This is a genomic window from Aeromicrobium erythreum, from assembly GCF_001509405.1.
Taxonomy (GTDB): Bacteria; Actinomycetota; Actinomycetes; order Propionibacteriales; family Nocardioidaceae; genus Aeromicrobium; species Aeromicrobium erythreum.
In genome coordinates this window covers 2037379-2059507 of the sequence record NZ_CP011502.1, presented here as the reverse complement: position 1 = coordinate 2059507, position 22129 = coordinate 2037379, and the positions used below count along the sequence as shown (strand labels likewise).

Sequence of the window (22129 nt, the reverse complement as noted above, 5' to 3'; positions counted from 1 at the left end):
AGGCACCCGCGACGGCGGACGACGGCTCCTGCCTGCGTCACCGTCCTGACGAGAGGTGACGTGTGGGCTTCCTCGACTTCGTCCACGATCGATGGTCGGTGCTGTCGTTCCTGGCGTACCAGCACCTGAGCCTGGTGGTGCAGACGTTGGCCGCGGCCACGCTGCTGGCGATCGTGCTCGGCGTGCTGGCCTACCGGTCCCGCTGGGGCACCGCCGCGGCGCAGGCGCTGTCGTCCGTCGGGCTGACGCTCCCCTCGTACGCGCTGCTCGGCCTGCTGGTCGGTGTCGTCGGCATCGGGGTGCTGCCCTCGGTCATCGCCCTGGTCTTCTTCGGGTTCCTGCCGATCCTGCGCAACGTGATCGTCGGCCTCACCGGTGTCGACCAGGCGCTCGTGGAGTCGGCGCGCGGCATGGGCATGGGGCGGGTGGCCACGCTCGTGCGGCTCGAGCTGCCGCTCGCATGGCCGGTCATCATGACCGGCGTCCGCGTCTCGGGCCAGATGCTCATGGGCATCGCCGCGATCGCGGCCTACGTGCTGGGGCCCGGCCTCGGCGGCTACATCTTCTCGGGCATCTCCCGCACCGGCGGGGCCAACGCCACGTACTCCATCGTCGCGGGCACGGTCGGGATCATCCTCCTCGCCGTCGTGCTCGACCTCGTCCTCAACCTGCTCACCCGAGCCACGACCTCCAGGGGCATCCGTGTCTGAGACCACCACGACCACCACCACGTCCGGGCAGCAGTCGCACGGGCAGCGCATCCTGCTCGAGAACGTCACCAAGAAGTACTCGGGCCAGTCCGGCGCGGCCGTCGACGACGTGACGCTCGAGATCCCCGCCGGCGAGATCGTCATGCTCGTCGGCCCGTCGGGCTGCGGCAAGACCACGACGATGAAGATGATCAACCGGCTCATCGAGCCGACCAGCGGTCGCATCTACATCGGCGACGAGGACGTCACCGACCAGGACGCCGACGACCTGCGCCGACGCATCGGCTACGTCATCCAGGGCGCCGGGCTGTTCCCGCACTACACGGTCGCCGAGAACATCGCGATCGTGCCGCGGCTGCTCGGCTGGAAGAAGGACCGCGTCGCCGCGCGCGTCGACGAGCTGCTCGACCTGGTGAACCTCGACCCCGAGCAGTACCGCGACCGGTACCCCCGGGAGCTGTCCGGCGGCCAGCAGCAGCGCGTCGGCGTGGCCCGGGCCTTGGCGGCCGACCCGCCGGTGCTGCTGATGGACGAGCCGTTCGGCGCCGTCGACCCCATCACCCGCCAGCGGCTGCAGGACGAGCTCCTGCGCCTGCAGGAGGAGCTGCGCAAGACGATCGTGTTCGTCACGCACGACTTCGACGAGGCCGTGAAGCTCGGCGACCGCATCGCGATCCTCGACGTCGGCTCGCGGATCGTCCAGTACGACACGCCCGAGGCCATCCTGACGTCGCCGGCGAACGAGTTCGTCGAGGGCTTCGTCGGCCACGGTGCCGCCCTGAAGCAGCTGACGCTCACCCGCGTGCGTGACGTCGAGCTGCACGAGGCCGCCGTCGCGCACGTCGGCGGCGACGCAGCCGCGGCTGCGCAGGACGCCCGCGCCAAGGGTCGCGACTGGGTGATCGTCCTCGACGCGCAGGAGCGCCCGCAGCGGTGGGTCTCCGTCCGCGAGCTCGAGCGGGGCGGCGCGCTCGACCGCGTGTCACGCGACCTGGAGCTCGAGACCGTCAGCTCCGCCTCGACCCTCAACGACGCGCTCGATGAGATGCTCACGTCGTCGCACGGCGTCGTCGTGGTCACGGGTCGGCGCAACGTCTACCAAGGCGTCATCCGCGTCGAGACGATCATGCAGGCGATGCAGCAGCTCAGCAGCAGCGCTGCGGACGTCGACCCGGTGCAGCCGTGAGCGCCACCACCGCCGGTCCGGCGAACGACGCGGCCGTGCGGGGCGAGGCGGCGACCCCGACCGTCACCGTCGACCGTCCGGGCATCGGTCGCTGGATCGGCCAGCCGCTCGTCGTCGTCGCCGCGGTCGTCGGTTGCCTGGTCTACGTGAACACCGCGGACGTCACCGACGTGGAGCGCCGCTCGCTCACGGTCGACAACCTGCTCGACCTGACCGGGCAGCACCTGTTCATCAGCCTCGTCGCGACGCTCCTGACCTGCCTGGTCGCGATCCCGCTCGGCATCGCGTTGACGCGGGGTCCGATGCGACGCTTCTCCAAGCCGATCATCACCGTCGCCGGCTTCGGGCAGGCCGCCCCGGCGATCGGCCTCATCGCCCTCGGCTCCGTGATCTTCGACGTGGGCGCCACGGGCGCGATCGTCGCCCTCGCGGTGTACGGCATCCTGCCGATCGTGGCCAACACGGTCACCGGTCTCGACGGCGTCGACCAGCGTCTGGTCGAGGCGTCGCGCGGCATGGGCGTCTCGGCGGGCGGCACCCTCGTGCGCGTCGAGCTGCCGCTCGCGCTGCGCGTCATCGTCGCCGGCGTCCGTACCGCCCTGGTGCTGATCGTCGGCACCGCGGCCCTGGCGTCGTTCACCGGCGCCGGGGGTCTCGGTGAGCTGATCACCACCGGCATCAAGCTGCAGCAGGACGTCGTGCTGGTGGTCGGCGCGATCCTGGTCGCGGCCCTGGCCCTGTTCATCGACTGGCTGGCGCGTCTCGTCGAGATCGCCGCCGCCCCGAAGGGAGTGGGCTGACGTGCGAGGTCACCTGCGCAGCAAGCTCGTCACGTCCGCCGTCGCCCTGGCCTGCCTGGGGTTGGCCGGCTGCGGCCTGCAGTCGGCGTCGGGAGCGGTGCTCGGCGCCGAGCCCGGCACCATCAAGCGGGTGAAGTCGCTCGAGGGCGTCCCGGTCACCGTGGCGGCGAAGGACTTCACCGAGCAGCTCGTGCTCGGCAACATGATGTCGACGGTGCTGAGCGTGGCCGGTGCCGACGTCACGAACCTCAGCAACACGCCCGGCAGCTTCGGCGTCCGCCAGGCGCTGCTCGACGGTCGCGTCGACATCTCCCCGGAGTACACGGGCACCGGCTGGATCAACTACCTCGGCAACCAGAAGCCGGTGAAGGGCGAGGAGCAGCAGTACAAGGCCGTCTACGACGCGGACCTGAAGAACGGGCTGACCTGGCTGCCCTACGCCCCCATGAACAACACGTACGCGTTCGCGATCGCCGAGAAGAAGGGCGAGGAGCTCGGCATCACCAAGCTCTCGCAGCTGAAGGACCTGCCGAAGGACCAGCGCACGTTCTGCGTCGAGAGCGAGTTCGCCAAGCGCGACGACGGCTTCGTCCCGATGCTGAAGACGTACGGACTCACCGAGGCCGACCTCGGCAAGGTGACGACCCTCGACACGGGCGTCATCTACACGGCGACCGCGCGCGGCACCTGCAACTTCGGCGAGGTGTTCACGACCGACGGCCGCATCCCGGGGCTGAAGCTGCGGGTGCTGGAGGACGACAAGGAGTTCTTCCCGTTGTACAACCTGAGCTTCGTCGCCCGCACGTCGTTCTTGAAGGAGCACCCCGAGGTGGAGGAGATCTTCGCCCAGGTGCTCCCGAAGCTGACCAACGACGTCATGCTCGAGCTGAACGCCAAGGTCGATGTCGAGGGCCAGGACCCGGCCATCGTCGCGCGGGACTGGCTGAAGTCCGAGGGGCTGGTGCAGTAGCGCGCGGTCCGTTGGACGGCGACTCACACGAGCGGCAGCATGCCGCCGGTGGCGATCCAGGTGGCGCCGACGACAGCACTCGCGCCGAGTAGGGCGGCGAGGACACCGGCGTTGGGTCGTCGCCTGACCGTGCCGTCGACCGTCGACGTCTCGGCGCACTGACGCACGTCGTCGGCCATGGCGTCGAGCCGACCCCACGCGGGCCGGTCGTGCACGCTCACGGTCTTCCGGGTGCCGGCGATGTCGATCGCGAGGTACCAGGGCCGTCGGCGTACGTCGGCGACGAGGGTCCCCGGCACGTGCAGCGTCGTGTAGACGTCGTGCAGCTGCACGACACCCTCGTACGTCGTGACCGGACGGGCGCCGAGGTGGAGCAGTCGCGCAGCGCCCTCTCCGACGAACGCCGCAGCGAGCACCACGAGGAACCAGCCCGGGACCCCCTCCTCAGGAGGGAGGGTGCGCCAGAACCACAGCACGGTGAGGAAGACGCCCACGGCACCGATGGGGACCAGCGCGGAGACCAGCGGCAGCAGGTGGCGCAGCGGCGAGGGGCGCCCGGCGTCACGGGCCGTCGAGGTCGTCCGTGGATGGCGAGGCGTGGGCTCGACGCGCAGGGACTGCCGGGATCGGCCGAGCCCGTCCAGCGCGTCGCCGACCCGGTGCGCGAGGGAGCCGACCGTGACAGGGTCGCGCGACGCGCGGGTGGACAGCAGTCCCGTGCCGTCCTCGAGGACCACGAGGGTGGCGCCGCCGAGACGCTCGAGTCCGTGCACCGTCGCCGGACGACGTGCGGGAGCGTCCTGCGGGGCGTCGTCGTCCCCGTCGATCTCGTCCCAGACGTCGTCGAGGGTGCTCGGGTCGCCGATCCACGCATCCGGGAACCAGAGCTCGGAGGGCCACCAGCTCTTCAGCCAGGGCGGCAGCCCTCCCGGTCGCTCGTCGAGGGGCTCCGGCGTGAGGAGCAGGGCGACGGGCCGGTCGTCGTCGAGCGGCCTCACGAGCAGGTGGGGGCCGTACGGCTCGACCTCGACGTCCCAGCCGGGTCGCCCGGGAGCCAACTGGAGCAGCAGTCGCGCCTTGCGTACGGGGCCGGCGGCGCTGAGGAGCACCGCGACTCCCAGGAGGACTCCGGTGAGCATCGGGAGCATCGACCAGTCGTCGGGGTCGGCGTTGCCGAGCCCCCACGGTCGTTCCTCGCCGAGCGGGTCGACCATGACGGTGACGTCCTGGCCCTCGCGGTAGGTGCTCGCGTCGTCGACCCAGAAGTCGTACGTCCGGGAGCCGACGCGGACGTCCAGGCTGTCCTCGAACGTGTCGACGCCGGTGACGACGGCGGCGGCAGGACGGCCGCGCTCACCGAGGTCGATGAAGGTGGCGCGGCGGTCGAGCCAGAGGAGCATCGCGGTGAGGCTCGCGACGACGAGGAGGCCTGCGGTCACGCGCCGTGGCACACGCCAGGGGTCGCTGCGACGGCCGAGGCTCAGCACGTCGTCCGGCAGCGGGTGGCCTGCGGGGCGGCCCACCCGTGCCTGGGCGCGCCGGAGCATGACGTCGGCGACGACGACGGCGAGCCAACCGAGCCACAGGTGCCGGACGACGAACCCGGGGCCTGGGTCGCCGAGGGGTGAGAGGGCGACGAGGGTGAGGACGGCGGCGACGCGCGGGGCCCACCAGGCGAGGACGACGGCGGCGGCGAAGAGTCCGAACGTGACGGAGCCGGCGGTCTCCTCCCAGGAGACGACCTGTTCGAGGGTGGGCAGGTAGCCAGCGGACTCTGTCCAGGTGAGCAGGACGACCAGCGCGACCATGACGGCGGGGCCGAAGGTCAGGACGAGCGTGGGGACGCGGAGCCGGCCCCAGCGTCGCGCTGACGAGCGAGGGGCCGGGGTGTCGTGCACGCGCCCACCCTAGGAGACCTGGTCGGCGGCGCCCTCAGCCGCGAAGGTAGAGCCGCATGAGCACGCGCGGGTGGCCGGCGAGCCTGGAGTGTCGGGCGGGGGTCCGACGTTCTCCAGGCCCTCAGCCGGCTCGGGCGCGGCGGGTACTGGTGCGTTGGGTGCGCAGGGTGCGGTGGGTCTGGTGGGTGTCGGGGTCGATGGTGAAGAACCCTTGGTGCACCGCGGAATGGCATCTGGGGCAGAGCCCGATGAGGTTGGCGAGGTCGGTGGGTCCGCCGTCGGACCAGTACTCGACGTGGTGGACGTGGACGACGGGTCCGTGGCAGCCGGGTCCGGCGCAGGTGCCACCTTGTCGGTTGACGACGGCCTTGCGTTGGTGGGGTGTGGCGAGGCGGTGGGTTCTGCCGACGTCGAGGACGGCGTGTCTGCCGGCGGTCAGGATGGGGGTGAGGTCGGCGTCGCAGAGCATCTGCTGCAGCTGCGTGGGGCCGATGGTGCCGAAGCCGGCGAGCTCGGCGGTGGCGGTCTCGGGGTTGTGAGCGAGCCGGGACAGGTCGACGGTCAGGTCCACGTGGGGGCGCACGCCCTTGTCCTGGGGCAGGCCGGAGTCGAGTACCGAGGACAGCAGGGCGTCGAGGGCGGTGACGCGGCGGATGCTGACGGGTCGGTCGTCCTCGGCGCAGGTGGGCGCGGACAGTGACTGCAGGACGGTCTTGAGCTTGGTGCCGGTGTCGAAGGGCAGGAACCCGGTGACGGCGACGCCGTCGCCGACGACGGAGACCTTGAGGTCGTGGCGGTCCATGCCCTTGATCCAGGCCTCGTCGAGCTCGTCGGGGTGGGCGGTGGCGCGCAACTTCTTGACGGCTTGACGCACGGTCGTGGGTGCCGCGTGGGTGGCCAGGTCGAGCAGTGGGTTCATGCACTGCTCGACGACCATCGGGTCGATGTGCTTGGCGGCGTAGGTGAACGCGTCGACGTGGTCCAGGGAGACGGCACCTTCGACGGCGAGTGACTCCAGGTCGGGCATGTCCCGCAGGGTCCGGCCGGAGCGGACCAGCTGGCCCGCCTGTCTGCCGTCGAGGTGGAGCTGGTCACGCAGCCAGTTCTTCAGGCTCGAGCAACCCTCGGCCTCGAAGTCCCGGTGCTCATCGACCTCCGCGACCAGGACCACCTTCTCCGCGTCGATCGCGTTCGAGAGTCCCTGCAGCAGCCGCAACGCATCGGTGGGCGTCGGGTAGGCGCGCAGCTCGGCGGCGACGGCCTCGAGCCGGTCGGCGAGCTGCGTGCTGGACATGTCTCCATGATACCGAAAAGACGTTCGAAAGCACAGTCGATCGGGTCCTGTTCTTGCTCTGATTCCAGCGGTTTCGAGACCATCCGAAGGTCCTGAACTTGTCCACGACCTCGTCGGACCTCGCGCGTGCGACGCTTCCTCCATGACCGACGCGCAGTGGCTGGAGATCCTCGTCCGCATGGTGGCGGGGGAGGCGTCCGAGGAACCCATCGAGGGCGTGCTCGCGGTCCGGCTGGACGAGGACTCTGAGGAGCTCACGCGCTTCCACGTCCGCAAGCACGGCCATCGGTGGCGTGTCGACGACGAGTCCGGCCGCCCGTGGGCCATCCAGGGTGATCGGGTGGGATACCTCTTCCACCACGACGAGGCCGACGAGGACGTACCCGAGCGGGTCGGCCGCGAAGCGATGGCGATGCATGCTCCGTTCGGAGGCGCGCTGGCGCGACCTCGACCGGTCGACTGGCTCATCGCCGGAGATTGGCGACACGGCCCCGCCGAGCTAGCGGCTCCGCTTCGACGCACGACCCACCTCGGTCGCGAGGCGTGGGACGTCCGACTCATCCGTCCGGAAGGTGCCGGTGAGGTCCGGTACGTCGTCGACGGGAGCGACGGCCGCCTCCTGGCTTGTGAGGGCGCGTACGAGCTCAACTTCCGGTGGGAGGAGCTGGCGGTCGTGGATCCACACCCGCCCGCGCTCTTCGTCTGGGACGGACCGTACGGGACCGGCCCCGGAGGCGTGGACTACGTGGACCCGTCCGAGGACGCCGCGACCGTGATGGCGCGCAACCGGGAGGCGACGGCGGCGCTCGTGACCGGCCTCGGTCTCGATTCCCTCTCCGTGACCAGCGCGGGCACGGCTGAGGCGTACGTCGTGGGCGACGGGGCCGTCTCGTTGCACTGGAACGCATCAGCCTGGTTCTCGGTGCTTCGCGTCCCTCTCGAGGCGGAGGACGACGAGGATGCGGACGAGGGTGAGGAAGGACCCGCGGCGCGCGGAACCGTCGCGACCGGCTGGTCTGACGACCGCTGGTCCTGGACCGTTGCGGTCGGTGACGAGCTGCAGGAGCCCGAGAGGCAGCGTCTCGTCGCCCACCTCCAGGCCCGCACCCACGCCCTGTCCGCCACCCCCGACCCCTGATCGGCCCGCGGTCCGCCGCTGCTAGGCTCGAGCCGTTCCATCCGACGTCCTTTAACCACCGTCCCGTGAGGCGGAGAAGGAGGTCAGACATGGTCGTGCCCGACGGCACTCCCGGTCCTGACACGCGTGACCCGGCACCCGGCGTTTCCGCCGCAGACGAGGCCGGTCGCACGGTCCTCGACGAGACCGACATCTCCCGGGCCCTCACCCGGATCACCCACGAGATCCTCGAGCGCAACCGCGACGCCGACGGGCTCGTCATCCTCGGCATCCCCACCCGGGGCGTGCCGCTCGCGCGCCGTATCGCGGCCCGCATGAGCGAGGTCGAGGGTCGGACGATCACCGCCGGCGCGCTCGACATCACGATGTACCGCGACGACCTGCACAGCGGTCCGGTGCGGTCGCTGGAGCACACCGAGATCCCCGAGGACGTCGACGGACGCACGGTCGTGCTCGTCGACGACGTGCTGATGAGCGGTCGCACCATCCGCGCGGCGCTCGACGCCCTCGCCGACCTCGGTCGGCCGAAGGCGGTGCAGCTGGCGGTCCTCGTCGACCGCGGCCACCGGGAGCTGCCGATCCGCGCCGACTTCGTGGGCAAGAACCTGCCGACGTCGCTCGTAGAGAAGGTGCGGGTTCGGCTCGCCGAGGTCGACGACCAGGCCGACTCCGTGACGATCCGAGGAGGGGTCGCGTGAAGCACCTGCTGAGCGCCGGCGACCTGAGCCGCGACGAGGCCGTCCGCATCCTCGACACCGCCGAGGAGCTGCTGGGTGTCGCGCAGCGGCCCATCAAGAAGCTCCCGACGCTCCGCGGCCGGACGGTCGTCAACCTCTTCTTCGAGGACTCCACCCGCACCCGCATCAGCTTCGAGGCGGCGGCCAAGCGGCTCTCGGCGGACGTCATCAACTTCTCCGCCAAGGGCTCGAGCGCGTCCAAGGGCGAGGGCCTGAAGGACACCGCGCTGACGCTGCAGGCCATGGGTGCCGACGCGGTCGTGGTCCGCCACGGAGCATCGGGTGCACCCCACCGGCTGGCCCACGAGGCGTGGACCAAGGGGGCCGTGGTCAACGCCGGCGACGGCACGCACGAGCACCCCACCCAGGCCCTGCTCGACGCGTTCACGATGCGTCGCCACCTGACCCACGGCACCGGTACCGGTGCCGACCTCGCCGGCAAGCGGATCACGATCGTCGGCGACGTGCTGCACAGCCGCGTCGCCCGCTCCAACGCGCTCCTGCTGCACACGCTCGGTGCGCACGTCACGCTCGTCGCGCCGCCCACGCTGCTGCCGGTCGGCGTCCACACGTGGCCGGTCAGCACCTCCTACGACCTCGACGCCACGCTCGAGGGCACCGACGCGCTGATGATGCTGCGGGTCCAGGGGGAGCGGATGAACGCCGCCTACTTCCCGAGCGCCCGCGAGTACAGCCGCCGCTACGGCCTCGACCGCGCGCGCATGAACCGGCTGCCCGACCACGCGGTGGTCATGCACCCCGGCCCGATGAACCGCGGCATGGAGATCAGTGCCGACGTCGCCGACTCCGACCGCTCCGTGATCGTCGAGCAGGTCACCAACGGCGTCGCGGTGCGGATGGCCGTGCTCTACCTGCTCCTCGGCGGCGCACCCGCCGACGGCTCGAACGAAGGAACCGCATGACCGCCTACCTCCTCCGCGACGCGCGACCGCTCGGCGGCGACCCCACCGACCTGCTGCTGCGCGACGGCGTGATCGTCGCGATCGGCGCCGACCTCGACGTCGACGCGCAGGACGTCACGGTGGTCGACGCCGACGGCCTCGTCGCGCTGCCCGGTCTCGTCGACCTGCACACCCACCTGCGCGAGCCGGGCCGCGAGGACGCCGAGACGGTGCTCACCGGCACGCAGTCCGCCGCGCGCGGAGGGTTCACCTGCGTGCACGCGATGGCGAACACCTCGCCGGTCGCCGACACCGCGGGCGTCGTGGAGCAGGTCTGGCGCCTCGGCCGCGAGGGCGGCTTCTGCGACGTCCAGCCCGTCGGCGCCGTCACCGTCGGGCTGAAGGGCGAGCGCCTCGCCGAGCTGGGCGCCATGGCCGACTCCGCCGCAGGCGTGCGCGTCTTCTCCGACGACGGCATCTGCGTGTCCGACGCGGTGCTGATGCGCCGCGCGCTCGAGTACGTCAAGGCCTTCGACGGCGTCGTGGCGCAGCACGCACAGGAGCCGCGGCTCACCGAGGGCGCTCAGATGAATGAGGGCGCGCTGTCGGGCGAGCTCGGCCTGGTGGGCTGGCCGGCGGTCGCCGAGGAGGCGATCATCGCCCGCGACGTCCTGCTCGCCGAGCACGTCGGCTCCCGCCTGCACGTCTGCCACCTTTCCACGCGCGGCTCCGTCGAGATCGTCCGCTGGGCGAAGAGCCGGGGCATCGACGTGACCGCGGAGGTCACGCCGCACCACCTGCTCCTCACCGACGAGCTGGTCCGCAGCTACGACCCGATCTACAAGGTCAACCCGCCGCTGCGCACCGCCGACGACGTCGCCGCGGTCCGCGAGGGCCTGGCCGACGGCACGATCGACATCGTCGCGACCGACCACGCACCGCACCCGATGGAGGACAAGGAGTGCGAGTTCGCGGCCGCCGCCTTCGGGATGATCGGCCTCGAGACGGCGCTGTCGATCGTGCAGCAGACGATGGTCGACACCGGCGCCCTCACCTGGGAGCAGGTCGCCGAGGCGATGTCGGCGCGCCCGGCGCGCATCGGCCGGGTCGCCGAGCACGGCCGCCCGCTGGCCGTCGGCGAGCCGGCGCACGTCGTCCTCTACGACCCGTCCGCGACGCGCACCGTCACGCCCGGTGACACCGCGTCGCTGTCGCGCAACACCCCCTACGCCGGGCACGAGCTGCCCGGCCGGGTCGTCGCCACGTTCCTGCGCGGCGTCCCCACCGTCCTGTCCGGCGAGCTGACCGAAGGAGTCCACGCATGACCCACACCGACGAAAGCGGCTCCTCGCGCCGCGCGGAGCCCGGCGCCCCCGCCGTGCTCGTGCTCGAGGACGGTCGCGCGTTCCGCGGCAAGTCCTTCGGCGCGCAGGGCACGACGATCGCCGAGATCGTCTTCGCCACCGGGATGACCGGCTACCAGGAGACGCTGACCGACCCCTCCTACCGCGGCCAGATCGTCGTCATGACGGCGCCGCACATCGGCAACACCGGCGTCAACGACGAGGACTTCGAGTCCAGACGCGTGTGGGTCGACGGCTACGTCGTGCGCGATCCCTCCCGGGTGCGCAGCAGCTGGCGCTCGAACCGGTCGCTCGACGACCTGCTGACCGAGCAGGGCGTCGTCGGCATCAGCGCGGTCGACACCCGCGCCCTCACGCGTCACCTGCGCGAGCGGGGCTCGATGCGCGCCGCGATCAGCAGCGACCCGCAGCACGTCGGGGGCTCGCTCGACGCGCTCGTCGCGCTCGTGAACGAGGCGCCCTCGATGGAGGGCTCCAGCTTCCTCGACGACGTCACGACGCCCGAGCCGTACGTGGTGCCCGCGGTGGGGGAGAAGCGGTTCACCGTGGCCGCCGTCGACCTCGGCATCAAGGGCATGACTCCGCGCCGCCTGGCCGAGCGGGGCATCGAGGTGCACGTGCTGCCCGCGTCGTCGACCATCGACGACGTGCTGGGTGTGCAGCCCGACGGTGTCTTCATGTCCAACGGGCCTGGCGACCCGGCCACCGCCGACCACGTCGTCGGCGTGCTGCGCGAGGTGCTCGAGCGGCGCATCCCCTACTTCGGGATCTGCCTGGGCAACCAGATGCTCGGCCGCGCCCTCGGTCGCGGCACGTACAAGCTGAAGTACGGGCACCGCGGCATCAACCAGCCGGTGCAGGACCGCACGACGGGCAAGGTCGAGATCACCAGCCAGAACCACGGCTTCGCGGTCGACGCACCGCTCGACGGGACGTTCGAGACGCCCTACGGCGACGCGCACGTGACCCACGTCGGGCTCAACGACCAGGTCGTCGAGGGCGTCGCGCTCGTCGACGGACCCGCGTTCAGCGTCCAGTACCACCCGGAGGCCGCCGCCGGACCGCACGACGCGGCGTACCTGTTCGACCGGTTCGTCCAGCTCATGGCCGACCACGCCCCCGACCACGCGAAGGTGACCGACTGATGCCCAAGCGCACCGACATCTCCTCGATCCTCGTCATCGGCTCCGGCCCGATCGTCATCGGGCAGGCCTGCGAGTTCGACTACTCCGGCACCCAGGCGTGCCGCGTCCTCCGCGAGGAGGGCATCCGCGTGATCCTCGTGAACTCCAACCCGGCGACGATCATGACCGACCCCGAGTTCGCCGACGCCACGTACGTCGAGCCGATCACGCCCGAGTTCGTCGAGAAGGTGATCGCGAAGGAGCGCCCCGACGCCCTGCTCGCCACCCTCGGCGGCCAGACCGCGCTGAACGCGGCCATCGCGCTCGACAAGGCCGGGACGCTCGAGAAGTACGGCGTCGAGCTGATCGGCGCGTCGGTCGAGGCGATCGAGAAGGGCGAGAACCGCGAGATCTTCAAGCGGATCGTCGAGGGCCTGCCGAAGGAGTGGGGCGCGGAGGTGGCCCGCTCGGTCATCTGCCACACGATGGACGAGTGCCTCGCCGGCGTCGAGCAGCTGGGCGGCTACCCCGTCGTCGTGCGCCCGTCGTTCACGATGGGTGGGTCCGGCTCGGGCCTGGCCTACGACGAGGAGGACCTGCACCGCATCGCCGGGTCCGGTCTCGCGCTGAGCCCCACCACCGAGGTGCTCCTGGAGGAGTCGATCCTCGGCTGGAAGGAGTACGAGCTCGAGGTCATGCGCGACACCGCCGACAACGTGGTGATCGTCTGCTCGATCGAGAACTTCGACCCGGTCGGCGTGCACACGGGCGACTCGATCACCGTCGCCCCGGCCCTGACGCTCACCGACGTCGAGTACCAGCGGCTGCGCGACATCTCCCTGGGCGTCATCCGCGAGGTCGGCGTCGACACCGGCGGCTGCAACATCCAGTTCGCGGTCAACCCCGAGAACGGGCGCATCGTCGTCATCGAGATGAACCCGCGCGTGTCGCGGTCCTCGGCGCTGGCCTCCAAGGCCACGGGCTTCCCGATCGCGAAGATCGCCGCGAAGGTGGCCATCGGCTACACGCTCGACGAGATCCCGAACGACATCACGCGCGAGACGCCCGCGTCGTTCGAGCCGACGCTCGACTACGTCGTGGTCAAGGTGCCGCGGTTCGCGTTCGAGAAGTTCCCCGCGGCCGACTCGACCCTCACGACGCACATGAAGTCCGTGGGCGAGGCGATGGCCATCGGCCGCAGCTTCACCGAGGCGCTGCAGAAGGCGCTGCGCTCGCTGGAGCGCCCGGGTGCGGAGTTCGACTGGAGCAAGGAGTGGGTCGAGCTCGACAAGGCGAGCCTGCTCGAGGAGATCAGGCGCCCGCACGACGGCCGCCTGAAGAAGGTCATGGACGCGATCCGCGCCGGCGCCACGCCCGACGAGATCTTCGCGGCCACGAGCATCGACCCGTGGTTCGTCGACCAGCTGGCCCTCATCAACGAGGTGGCCACGGAGCTGATCGAGGCGCCCGAGCTGTCGCCGGCGCTGCTGCGCCGCGCGAAGCGGCACGGCTTCTCCGACGCGCAGCTCGGCCGGATCCGCGGCATGTCGGCCGACGTCGTGCGCGGCGTGCGGCACGCACTCGGCGTGCGCCCGGTCTACAAGACGGTCGACACGTGCGCGGCGGAGTTCGCGGCGCGCACCCCGTACCACTACTCCTCCTACGACGAGGAGACCGAGGTCGAGCCGCGCGAGAAGCCGGCGGTGCTGGTGCTCGGCAGCGGCCCGAACCGGATCGGCCAGGGCATCGAGTTCGACTACTCGTGCGTGCACGCCGTGCAGGCGCTGAGCGCGGTGGGCTACGAGACCGTCATGGTCAACTGCAACCCCGAGACGGTCTCGACCGACTACGACACCGCCGACCGGCTCTACTTCGAGCCGCTGACGCTCGAGGACGTGCTGGAGGTCGTGCACGCCGAGCAGCAGGCGGGCCCGGTGGCCGGCGTCGTCGTGCAGCTGGGCGGCCAGACGCCGCTCGGCCTGGCCGCGGGCCTGGAGGCCGCCGGCGTGCCCATCGTCGGCACGCAGCCGTCGGCGATCGACCTCGCGGAGGAGCGTGGCGCGTTCGGCCAGGTGCTCGACGCCGCCGGCCTCGTCGCGCCCAAGAGCGGCATGGCCACGACGTTCGAGCACGCCAAGCAGATCGCCGACGAGATCGGCTACCCCGTGCTGGTGCGCCCGTCGTACGTGCTCGGCGGCCGTGGCATGGAGATCGTGTACGACGAGCAGACGCTCGAGGAGTACATCTCGCGCGCCACGGAGATCACGCCCGAGCGTCCGGTGCTCGTCGACCGGTTCCTCGACGACGCGATCGAGATCGACGTCGACGCGCTGTTCGACGGCGAGGAGCTGTTCCTGGGCGGGGTCATGGAGCACATCGAGGAGGCCGGGGTGCACTCCGGCGACTCCGCGTGCGCGCTCCCGCCGATCACGCTCGGCGGGCTCGAGGTCGACCGCATCCGCGAGGCCACGGAGGCCATCGCCCGCGGCGTCGGGGTGCGCGGCCTCGTGAACATCCAGTTCGCGCTGTCCTCGGACATCCTCTACGTCATCGAGGCGAACCCGCGGGCCAGCCGCACGGTGCCGTTCGTCTCCAAGGCCACGGCGACGCCGCTCGCGAAGGCCGCCGCCCGCATCATGCTGGGGGAGTCGATCGCCGACCTGCGCGCCGAGGGCCTGCTGCCCACGGGTCGCGACGGTGGCCTGCTGCCCGACGACGCGCCGATCGCGGTCAAGGAGGCCGTGATGCCCTTCAACCGGTTCCGCACCTACGAGGGCACCTACGTCGACACGCTGCTCGGGCCGGAGATGCGCTCGACCGGCGAGGTGATGGGCTTCGACACCACGTTCGGCACCGCGTTCGCGAAGAGCCAGGCCGGCGCCCAGAACGGCCTGCCCACGGCGGGCAAGGTGTTCGTCTCGGTCGCCAACCGCGACAAGCGGCACATGATCTTCCCGATCAAGCGGCTCGCGGACCTCGGCTTCGAGATCCTCGCGACGAGCGGCACGGCCGTCGTGCTCGCGCGCAACGGCGTGCAGGCCACGGTGATCCGCAAGCTGCACGAGACGCCGCTGCCCGGCCAGGAGCCGTCGACGATCGTCGACAAGATCCGCGAGCAGGACGTCGACCTCATCATCAACACCCCGCACGGCATCTCCGCCGGCACGAACGCCCGCATGGACGGGTACGAGATCCGCACGGCCGCAGTGGCCGAGGGCATCCCGTGCATCACGACGGTCCAGGGCCTGGCGGCCGCCGTGCAGGGCATCGAGGCACTGCTGGAGCAGCGCGTCGGGGTCCGCTCGCTGCAGGACTGGGCGGCGCAGGTGACGGCGTCGTGAGCTTCGGCTCGCGGGCCCGTGCCGCGATGGACGCGTACGGGCCGGTCTGCGTCGGCATCGACCCCCACGCCTCGCTGCTCGAGGCGTGGGGGGTCGGCGACACGCTCGACGGGCTCGACCGCTTCGCCGCGACCTGCGTCGAGGCGTTTGCAGGCCAGGTCGCGTTCGTGAAGCCGCAGTCGGCGTTCTTCGAGCGGTTCGGGTCGCGCGGCGTCGCGATCCTGGAGCGCACGTTGCAGGACCTGCGCCACACCGGCACGCTCACCGTGCTCGACGTGAAGCGCGGCGACATCGGCTCGACCGCCGCCGCCTACGCCGAGGCCTACCTCGACGAGGACAGCCCGATGGCGGCCGACGCGGTGACCGTGAGCCCGTTCCTCGGGTTCGGGTCGCTCGCGCCGTTCCTGGAGGAGGCCGAGAAGAACGACGCCGGCGTCTTCGTCCTCGCGCTGACCTCCAACCCCGAGGGTCCACAGGTGCAGCACGCCCTCGTGCAGCACGGCCGCCCGGCGGGGGTGCCGGGCCGTGGGCGGCAGACTGGAACGGTCGCCGGCGACGTGCTGGCGGCGCTGCGCGAGGCGAACGCGGGCGCGACCCCGATGGGCTCCTACGGCGCCGTCGTGGGCGCCACCATCGGCTCGACCGACGAGGACCTCGACGTGAACGGGCCGCTGCTCGTGCCGGGGTTCGGCAGCCAGGGCGGCACCGTCGACGACCTGCGACGCATCTTCGACGGCGTCACCCGGTACGTGCTGCCGTCGACGTCGCGACAGGTGCTGCAGGCCGGACCCGACGTGGCCGCACTGCGCGACGCCGCCGTCGCCGTGAACGACTCCCTGCAGTTGTAGGCTCCCCTCGTGGCCGACGTCCGTCGGCCCTGGTCAGAGCATCCCGACCCCTCGAGGAGACCCGCATGACGCGACCCCGTGCGAAGCACGTCGCCACGGCTGCCGCGGCCGCGCTGACGACCCTGCTGCTCACCGGGTGCGGCGGCCAGAGCCCGTACTGCTCGGCCATCGAGAAGAACGCGGACGCGCTCAACTCCTTCGGCAAGACCCGCACCGACGCCGGCTACACGGCGTACGCGAAGGCCTTCCGGAGCGTCTCGAAGGAGGCGCCGTCGTCCGTCCGCAAGGACTGGGCCGCGTTGGCCGACGTCACCGACGGCGTGCTCGCGGCGCAGAAGAAGGTCGGCCTCCCGCTGGAGGACATGAAGGACAAGGCCGTCGTGGCGAAGCTGGACGAGACCCAGCTCAGCACCCTCAACGACGCCTACGAGAAGTTCAACGACACGTCGGCGCAGCGGACCGCCGTCGTCAAGAACGCGAAGACCGAGTGCGAGATCACCCTCAAGTGACCGCCCCGCATCCCGCCCACGCCGGCCCGACGACGCGCCCGGCACGAGAGAGGACGACATCGTGGCCCTCCCACAGCTGACCCCCGAGCAGCGGCAGGCCGCCCTCGCCAAGGCCGCGCAGGCCCGGCAGGTGCGCGCCGAGGTGAAGAACCGCCTCAAGCACTCCGGCGCCAGTCTGGCCGACGTGATCAACGAGGCCCGGGTCGACGACGTCATCGCCAAGCTCAAGGTGAGCGACCTGCTGCAGTCGATGCCCGGCGTGGGCAAGGTCCGCGCCAAGGAGATCATGGACCGCATCGGCATCGCCGACAGCCGGCGGCTGCGGGGCCTCGGCGTCAACCAGGTGCAGGCGCTGCTGCGCGAGTTCGGCAGCCGTGAGCGCTGACCCGGCCACGTCCGAGTCACCCGTCCGCTCCCGGCTCGTCGTCCTCGCCGGCCCGACCGCGGTCGGCAAGGGGACGGTCGCTGCGTGCGTGCGCGAGGAGCGGCCCGACATCTGGATCTCCGTGTCGGCCACCACCCGGCCGCCGCGTCCCGGTGAGCAGGAGGGCGTGCACTACCACTTCGTCAGCGAGGCCGAGTTCGACCGGCTCGTCGAGACCGACGGGCTGCTCGAGTGGGCCGTCGTGCACGGTCGCCACCGCTACGGCACGCCGCGCGGCCCGGTCGAGGAGCGCCTCGACGCGGGGGAGCCCGCCCTGCTCGAGCTCGACCTGCAGGGCGCGCGCCAGGTGCGTCGGGCGATGCCCGACGCCCTCATGTGCTTCCTCGCGCCGCCGTCGTTCGAGGAGCTCGAGCGGCGTCTCGTGGGGCGCGGCACCGAGGGGCCCGAGGAGCGGGAGCGCCGCCTGCGCACCGCCCGCGAGGAGCTCGCCGCCGAGGCCGAGTTCGATCTGACGATCGTCAACACCGACGTCCGGGCCGCGTGCCGGGAGTTGATAGACTTGTTCGACGGGCCCGCGCGGGCCTGACCCGAACTTTCCGCCATCCATTCTCTGCGAGGCACAGTGACCAGCACGCGTTCCGTGGCCGAGGGCATCACGAACCCGCCCATCGACGACCTGCTCGACAAGGCCGACTCCAAGTACAAGCTGGTGCTCTACAGCGCCAAGCGCGCGCGTCAGATCAACGCGTACTACTCCCAGCTCGGCGAGGGCCTGCTGGAGTACGTCGGGCCGCTGCTCGAGACCGAGGTCCAGGAGAAGCCGCTCTCCATCGCCCTGCGCGAGATCAACGCGGACCTGCTGACGGTCGAGGAGACCGACGGCAGCGAGGGCTACCAGAGCAACGGGGCTGCTGCGTCGTCCCAGGTCTGACCTGCCCCGCATGAGCGAACCCGTTCCGGGCGACGTCCGACGTCCCCGCGTCGTCCTGGGCGTCGGCGGGGGCATCGCCGCCTACAAGGTGGCGTCCCTGCTGCGCCTGTTCACCGAGTCGGGCCACGACGTCCGCGTCGTGCCCACCCGGTCCGCGCTGCAGTTCGTCGGCGCCCCCACCTGGGAGGCGCTGAGCGGCCAGCCCGTCGCGACCGACGTGTGGTCCGACGTGCACGAGGTGCCCCACGTGCGGCTCGGCCAGGGGGCCGACCTCGTCGTCGTCGCACCGGCGACCGCCGACCTGCTCGCCAAGGCCGCGCACGGCCTCGCCGACGACCTGCTCACCAACACCCTGCTGACCGCGCGGTGCCCCGTGGTGCTCGCGCCGGCCATGCACACCGAGATGTGGGAGCACGCGGCCACGCAGGCCAACGTCGAGACGTTGCGCTCGCGGGGCGTGCTCGTCGTCGAGCCCGCCGCCGGCCGGCTCACGGGCAGCGACACCGGCAAGGGTCGGCTCCCGGAGCCCGACCAGCTGTTCGCCGTCTGCCACGACGTGCTCGACGCCCACGACCAGGACCTCGCCGGGCGGCACGTCGTCGTCTCCGCGGGCGGCACCCGCGAGTTCCTCGACCCCGTGCGCTACCTCGGCAACCGTTCGTCGGGCCTGCAGGGCATCGCCATCGCGCAGGCCGCTGTCGCGCGTGGCGCCACCGTCACGCTCGTCGCCGCGAACGTCGGGCTGCCCGCCCCGGCCGGCGTGGACGTCGTCGAGGTGGTCACCACCGCCGAGCTGCACGCCGCCGTCGTCGGCGCCGCGGCCCGCGCCGACGTCGTCGTCATGGCGGCCGCACCCGCCGACTTCCGGCCGGCGGACGTCTCGGGCAGCAAGATCAAGAAGCGCGACGACGGGCGCACACCGGTCGTCGAGCTCGTCGAGAACCCCGACATCCTCGCCGGCCTCGTCCGCGACCGCGGCGACGCGCGACGTCCGTTCATCGTCGGCTTCGCCGCCGAGACCGGCGACGAGAACGCCAGCGTCGCCGGCCACGGTCGCGCCAAGCTCGAGCGCAAGGGCTGCGAGCTGCTCGTCGTCAACGACGTCAGCGAGGGCAAGGTCTTCGGACGCGAGGACACCGAGGCGGTCATCCTGGCCGCCGACGGCAGCGAGGTGCCGGTGCCGCCCGGCTCGAAGTCCAGGCTCGCCCACACGCTGTGGGACGAGATCGTCCGACGCGCGGGACGGCAGAACCCTTCGCGCTGAGCGTCGTTACACTCCGGGGAGTCACCCCGCCCACCGCCCGACGCCGTCGGGCGCCAGCGCATCCAGCCAACAGGAGAGATCGAGTGAGCCGCTTCTTCACGTCCGAGTCGGTGACCGAGGGCCACCCCGACAAGATCGCCGACCAGATCAGCGACAGCGTCCTCGACGCGCTGCTGGCGGAGGACCCCAAGAGCCGTGTCGCGTGCGAGACGTACGTGACCACGGGCCTCGTGCTCGTCGGCGGCGAGGTGACCACCGAGGCGTACGCCGACATCGCGCGCATCGCCCGCGACCGCGTCCTGGAGATCGGGTACGACTCCTCCGTCAAGGGCTTCGACGGTGAGTCCTGCGCCGTGCAGATCACCCTCGACGCGCAGAGCCCCGACATCGCCCAGGGCGTCGACACCGCGTTCGAGAACCGCGCCGACGGCTCCGTCGACCCGCTCGACCTGCAGGGCGCCGGCGACCAGGGCCTCATGTTCGGCTTCGCGATCGACGAGACCCCCGAGCTGATGCCGCTGCCGATCACCATCGCGCACCGCCTCGCCGAGCAGCTGACCGCGGTCCGCAAGGACGGCACGCTGCCCTACCTGCGCGCCGACGGCAAGACGCAGGTCACCATCGAGTACGGCGACGACGACAAGCCCAAGCGCGTCGAGGCCATCGTCGTGTCCACGCAGCACGAGGAGGGCATCGACCTCGACGCCCAGCTCCGCGGCGACATCAAGAAGCACGTCATCGACGTCGTGCTCGGCCAGTACGACATCGACTCCAGCGACTACAAGCTGCACGTCAACCCCACCGGTCGCTTCGTCATCGGCGGACCCATGGGCGATGTCGGCCTGACCGGCCGCAAGATCATCGTCGACACCTACGGCGGCTACGCCCGCCACGGCGGCGGGGCGTTCTCCGGCAAGGACCCGAGCAAGGTCGACCGCTCCGCCGCGTACGCCATGCGCTGGGTCGCGAAGAACATCGTCGCCGCCGGCCTCGCCACCAAGGCCGAGGTCCAGGTCGCGTACGCGATCGGCGTCGCCAAGCCGGTCGGCTTCTACGTGGACACCTACGGCACCGAGACGGTCCCGGTCGACAAGATCCGTGAGGCCGTCCTCGAGGTCTTCGACCTCCGCCCCGGCGCCATCGTCCGCGACCTCGACCTGCTCCGCCCGATCTACGCGCAGACCGCCGCCTACGGCCACTTCGGCCGCCCCGGCCTGCCGTGGGAGGACACCGGCCGCGCCGAGGCCCTCAAGGCCGCCGCGCACGCCTGACCCGCACGCCACCACCGCCCGCCATCCGCCCGGATGGCGGGCGGTGGTGCGTCAGGGCTTCGTCCTGCGGCTGCGGTGATGTGGTCGGTCGTGGTCCCGCTCGTCGCTCGGCCAGTGGGGCGGTAGGTAGCCCGCGTCATCGAGGCCCGGTAGCGCCGGTCGGCTACCGCGAACCCGCGTTCCGCGTCTCACCTACCGCTCGGGCGGGGGCTGCGGAAGAAATTCGTTGTCCGCGACACGAAATTGTCCGAAGATGCTGGACGTGACCCCGATCACGCGATAGGTTCACGCAAACAACAATTGCGTCCGGGTGTCGATCAGATGTCGTCTCCGTGTCGCGCGAGATGAATCAAGGAGGCGGTTCGTGTGAAGCGGACGCGCAATCTGGTGCTGGCCGGGCTCATGGGTGCCACGCTCATGCTGAGCGCCTGCGGCAGCAGCGACTCGGGGAACGACGGCAGCGACAGCAAGGGTGACGCGGGCAAGATCGGCGTCATCCTCCCCGACACCAAGTCCTCGGTGCGCTGGGAGTCGGCCGACCGTCCCGCGCTCGAGAAGGCGTTCAAGGAGGCCGGCGTCGAGTACGAGATCCAGAACGCCGAGGGCGACGCCGACAAGATGGCCACCATCGCCGACAGCATGATCGCCGACGGCGTCACCGTCCTCGCGATCGTCAACCTCGACTCCGACTCCGGTGCCTCCATCGAGGAGAAGGCCGCGCAGCAGGGCGTCAAGACGATCGACTACGACCGGCTCACGCTGGGCGGCTCGGCCGACTACTACGTCTCGTTCGACAACACCAAGGTCGGCGAGCTGCAGGGCCAGGGTCTCGAGCAGTGCCTCGGCGACAAGGACGCGAACGTCATCTACCTGAACGGCTCGCCCACCGACAACAACGCGACGCTGTTCTCCGAGGGTGCGCACAGCGTCCTCGACAAGAACACGAAGTACAAGAACGTCGGCGAGCAGGCCGTCCCCGACTGGGACAACGAGCAGGCCGTCACGATCTTCGAGCAGCTGTACACGAAGGTCGACGGCGACGTCCAGGGCGTCTACGCGGCCAACGACGGCCTCGCCGGCTCGGTCATCTCGATCCTGCAGAAGAACGGCCAGGCGGGCAAGGTCCCGGTCACGGGCCAGGACGCCACGGTCGAGGGCCTGCAGAACATCCTCAAGGGCGACCAGTGCATGTCGGTGTACAAGTCGGCCACGCAGGAGGCCGGCGCGCTCGCCAAGGCGGCCATCGCGCTCGCCAAGGGCGACAAGGCCGAGACCAACGGCACCACCGAGGACTCCGAGGGCAAGCGTGAGGTTCCCTCGATCCTCCTGACCCCGCAGTCCATCACGAAGGACAACGTCAAGGACGTCGTCGACGACGGAGGCGTCAGCAAGGACGACCTCTGCGCCAACGACTTCGCGAAGCTCTGCGCGGACGCCGGCATCAGCTGACGTCCACC

Annotated in this window: 20 protein-coding genes; 18 read left to right on the top strand and 2 right to left on the bottom strand. The window is 71.1% G+C overall.

Annotation, left to right across the window (positions count from 1 at the left end; all coding sequences use genetic code 11):
* Positions 1-62 precede the first annotated feature (62 nt).
* Genes Aeryth_RS09690 through Aeryth_RS09675 form a run of 4 tightly spaced genes read left to right on the top strand, consistent with a single transcriptional unit; the run spans position 63 to position 3666 of the window.
* Positions 63-710: an ABC transporter permease gene (locus Aeryth_RS09690; protein WP_067857839.1), complete on the top strand. Its 648-nt coding sequence runs from the start codon at positions 63-65 to the stop codon at positions 708-710.
* Positions 703-1896: a betaine/proline/choline family ABC transporter ATP-binding protein gene (locus Aeryth_RS09685; protein ID WP_067857836.1), complete on the top strand. Its 1194-nt coding sequence runs from the start codon at positions 703-705 to the stop codon at positions 1894-1896. Before Aeryth_RS09690 ends, Aeryth_RS09685 begins: the two co-directional genes overlap by 8 nt.
* Positions 1893-2696: an ABC transporter permease gene (locus Aeryth_RS09680; RefSeq protein WP_202967656.1), complete on the top strand. Its 804-nt coding sequence runs from the start codon at positions 1893-1895 to the stop codon at positions 2694-2696. Before Aeryth_RS09685 ends, Aeryth_RS09680 begins: the two co-directional genes overlap by 4 nt.
* Position 2697: 1 nt before the next feature.
* Positions 2698-3666: a glycine betaine ABC transporter substrate-binding protein gene (locus Aeryth_RS09675; protein ID WP_202967655.1), complete on the top strand. Its 969-nt coding sequence runs from the start codon at positions 2698-2700 to the stop codon at positions 3664-3666.
* A 23-nt stretch (positions 3667-3689) separates the two neighbouring features.
* On the opposite strand, the gene Aeryth_RS09670 is transcribed toward Aeryth_RS09675, so the two are convergent.
* A complete protein-coding gene (locus Aeryth_RS09670; protein ID WP_067857833.1) occupies positions 3690-5564 on the bottom strand; it encodes a hypothetical protein in 1875 nt (624 codons plus the stop codon).
* Between the two features lie 121 nt (positions 5565-5685).
* Positions 5686-6858 (bottom strand): HNH endonuclease, encoded by a 1173-nt coding sequence (locus Aeryth_RS09665; protein ID WP_067857830.1) that lies wholly within the window; start codon positions 6856-6858, stop codon positions 5686-5688.
* A 142-nt stretch (positions 6859-7000) separates the two neighbouring features.
* On the opposite strand from Aeryth_RS09665, the gene Aeryth_RS17945 reads away from it, so the two are divergent.
* From Aeryth_RS17945 to Aeryth_RS09595, 14 genes are all read left to right on the top strand, one after another.
* Positions 7001-7996 (top strand): hypothetical protein, encoded by a 996-nt coding sequence (locus Aeryth_RS17945; RefSeq protein ID WP_067857828.1) that lies wholly within the window; start codon positions 7001-7003, stop codon positions 7994-7996.
* 89 nt (positions 7997-8085) lie between these two features.
* On the top strand, positions 8086-8694 hold the full coding sequence (pyrR, locus tag Aeryth_RS09655) for a bifunctional pyr operon transcriptional regulator/uracil phosphoribosyltransferase PyrR (protein ID WP_067857825.1): 609 nt from the start codon (positions 8086-8088) through the stop codon (positions 8692-8694).
* Entirely contained in the window at positions 8691-9656 is a 966-nt protein-coding gene (locus Aeryth_RS09650; protein WP_067857822.1) for an aspartate carbamoyltransferase catalytic subunit, read from the top strand. The genes pyrR and Aeryth_RS09650 overlap by 4 nt, the downstream gene beginning before the upstream one ends.
* Complete coding sequence (locus tag Aeryth_RS09645) at positions 9653-10960, top strand: dihydroorotase (protein WP_067857818.1); 1308 nt, start codon at positions 9653-9655, stop codon at positions 10958-10960. The genes Aeryth_RS09650 and Aeryth_RS09645 overlap by 4 nt, the downstream gene beginning before the upstream one ends.
* Positions 10957-12144: a glutamine-hydrolyzing carbamoyl-phosphate synthase small subunit gene (gene carA, locus Aeryth_RS09640; protein ID WP_067857815.1), complete on the top strand. Its 1188-nt coding sequence runs from the start codon at positions 10957-10959 to the stop codon at positions 12142-12144. Before Aeryth_RS09645 ends, carA begins: the two co-directional genes overlap by 4 nt.
* Positions 12144-15464, top strand: coding sequence for a carbamoyl-phosphate synthase large subunit (gene carB, locus Aeryth_RS09635; RefSeq protein ID WP_067857812.1), 3321 nt, complete (start codon positions 12144-12146; stop codon positions 15462-15464). The genes carA and carB overlap by 1 nt, the downstream gene beginning before the upstream one ends.
* Complete coding sequence (pyrF, locus tag Aeryth_RS09630; protein ID WP_083516377.1) at positions 15461-16312, top strand: orotidine-5'-phosphate decarboxylase; 852 nt, start codon at positions 15461-15463, stop codon at positions 16310-16312. Before carB ends, pyrF begins: the two co-directional genes overlap by 4 nt.
* 65 nt (positions 16313-16377) lie before the next feature.
* Positions 16378-16821, top strand: a complete 444-nt coding sequence (locus Aeryth_RS09625; protein WP_067857810.1) for a hypothetical protein — start codon at positions 16378-16380, stop codon at positions 16819-16821.
* A gap of 61 nt (positions 16822-16882) precedes the next feature.
* Positions 16883-17206, top strand: a complete 324-nt coding sequence (gene mihF / locus Aeryth_RS09620; protein ID WP_067857807.1) for an integration host factor, actinobacterial type — start codon at positions 16883-16885, stop codon at positions 17204-17206.
* Positions 17196-17792: a guanylate kinase gene (gene gmk / locus Aeryth_RS09615; protein WP_067857804.1), complete on the top strand. Its 597-nt coding sequence runs from the start codon at positions 17196-17198 to the stop codon at positions 17790-17792. Before mihF ends, gmk begins: the two co-directional genes overlap by 11 nt.
* A gap of 36 nt (positions 17793-17828) precedes the next feature.
* Positions 17829-18137, top strand: a complete 309-nt coding sequence (gene rpoZ / locus Aeryth_RS09610; RefSeq protein WP_083516376.1) for a DNA-directed RNA polymerase subunit omega — start codon at positions 17829-17831, stop codon at positions 18135-18137.
* A gap of 10 nt (positions 18138-18147) precedes the next feature.
* Entirely contained in the window at positions 18148-19401 is a 1254-nt protein-coding gene (gene coaBC, locus Aeryth_RS09605; RefSeq protein WP_067857798.1) for a bifunctional phosphopantothenoylcysteine decarboxylase/phosphopantothenate--cysteine ligase CoaBC, read from the top strand.
* An 83-nt stretch (positions 19402-19484) separates the two neighbouring features.
* A complete protein-coding gene (gene metK, locus Aeryth_RS09600; RefSeq protein WP_067857795.1) occupies positions 19485-20672 on the top strand; it encodes a methionine adenosyltransferase in 1188 nt (395 codons plus the stop codon).
* Between the two features lie 366 nt (positions 20673-21038).
* Positions 21039-22121 carry a sugar ABC transporter substrate-binding protein gene (locus tag Aeryth_RS09595; RefSeq protein ID WP_067857792.1) on the top strand — a complete coding sequence of 361 codons (1083 nt, stop codon included), beginning with the start codon at positions 21039-21041 and terminating at the stop codon, positions 22119-22121.
* Positions 22122-22129: the final 8 nt, after the last annotated feature.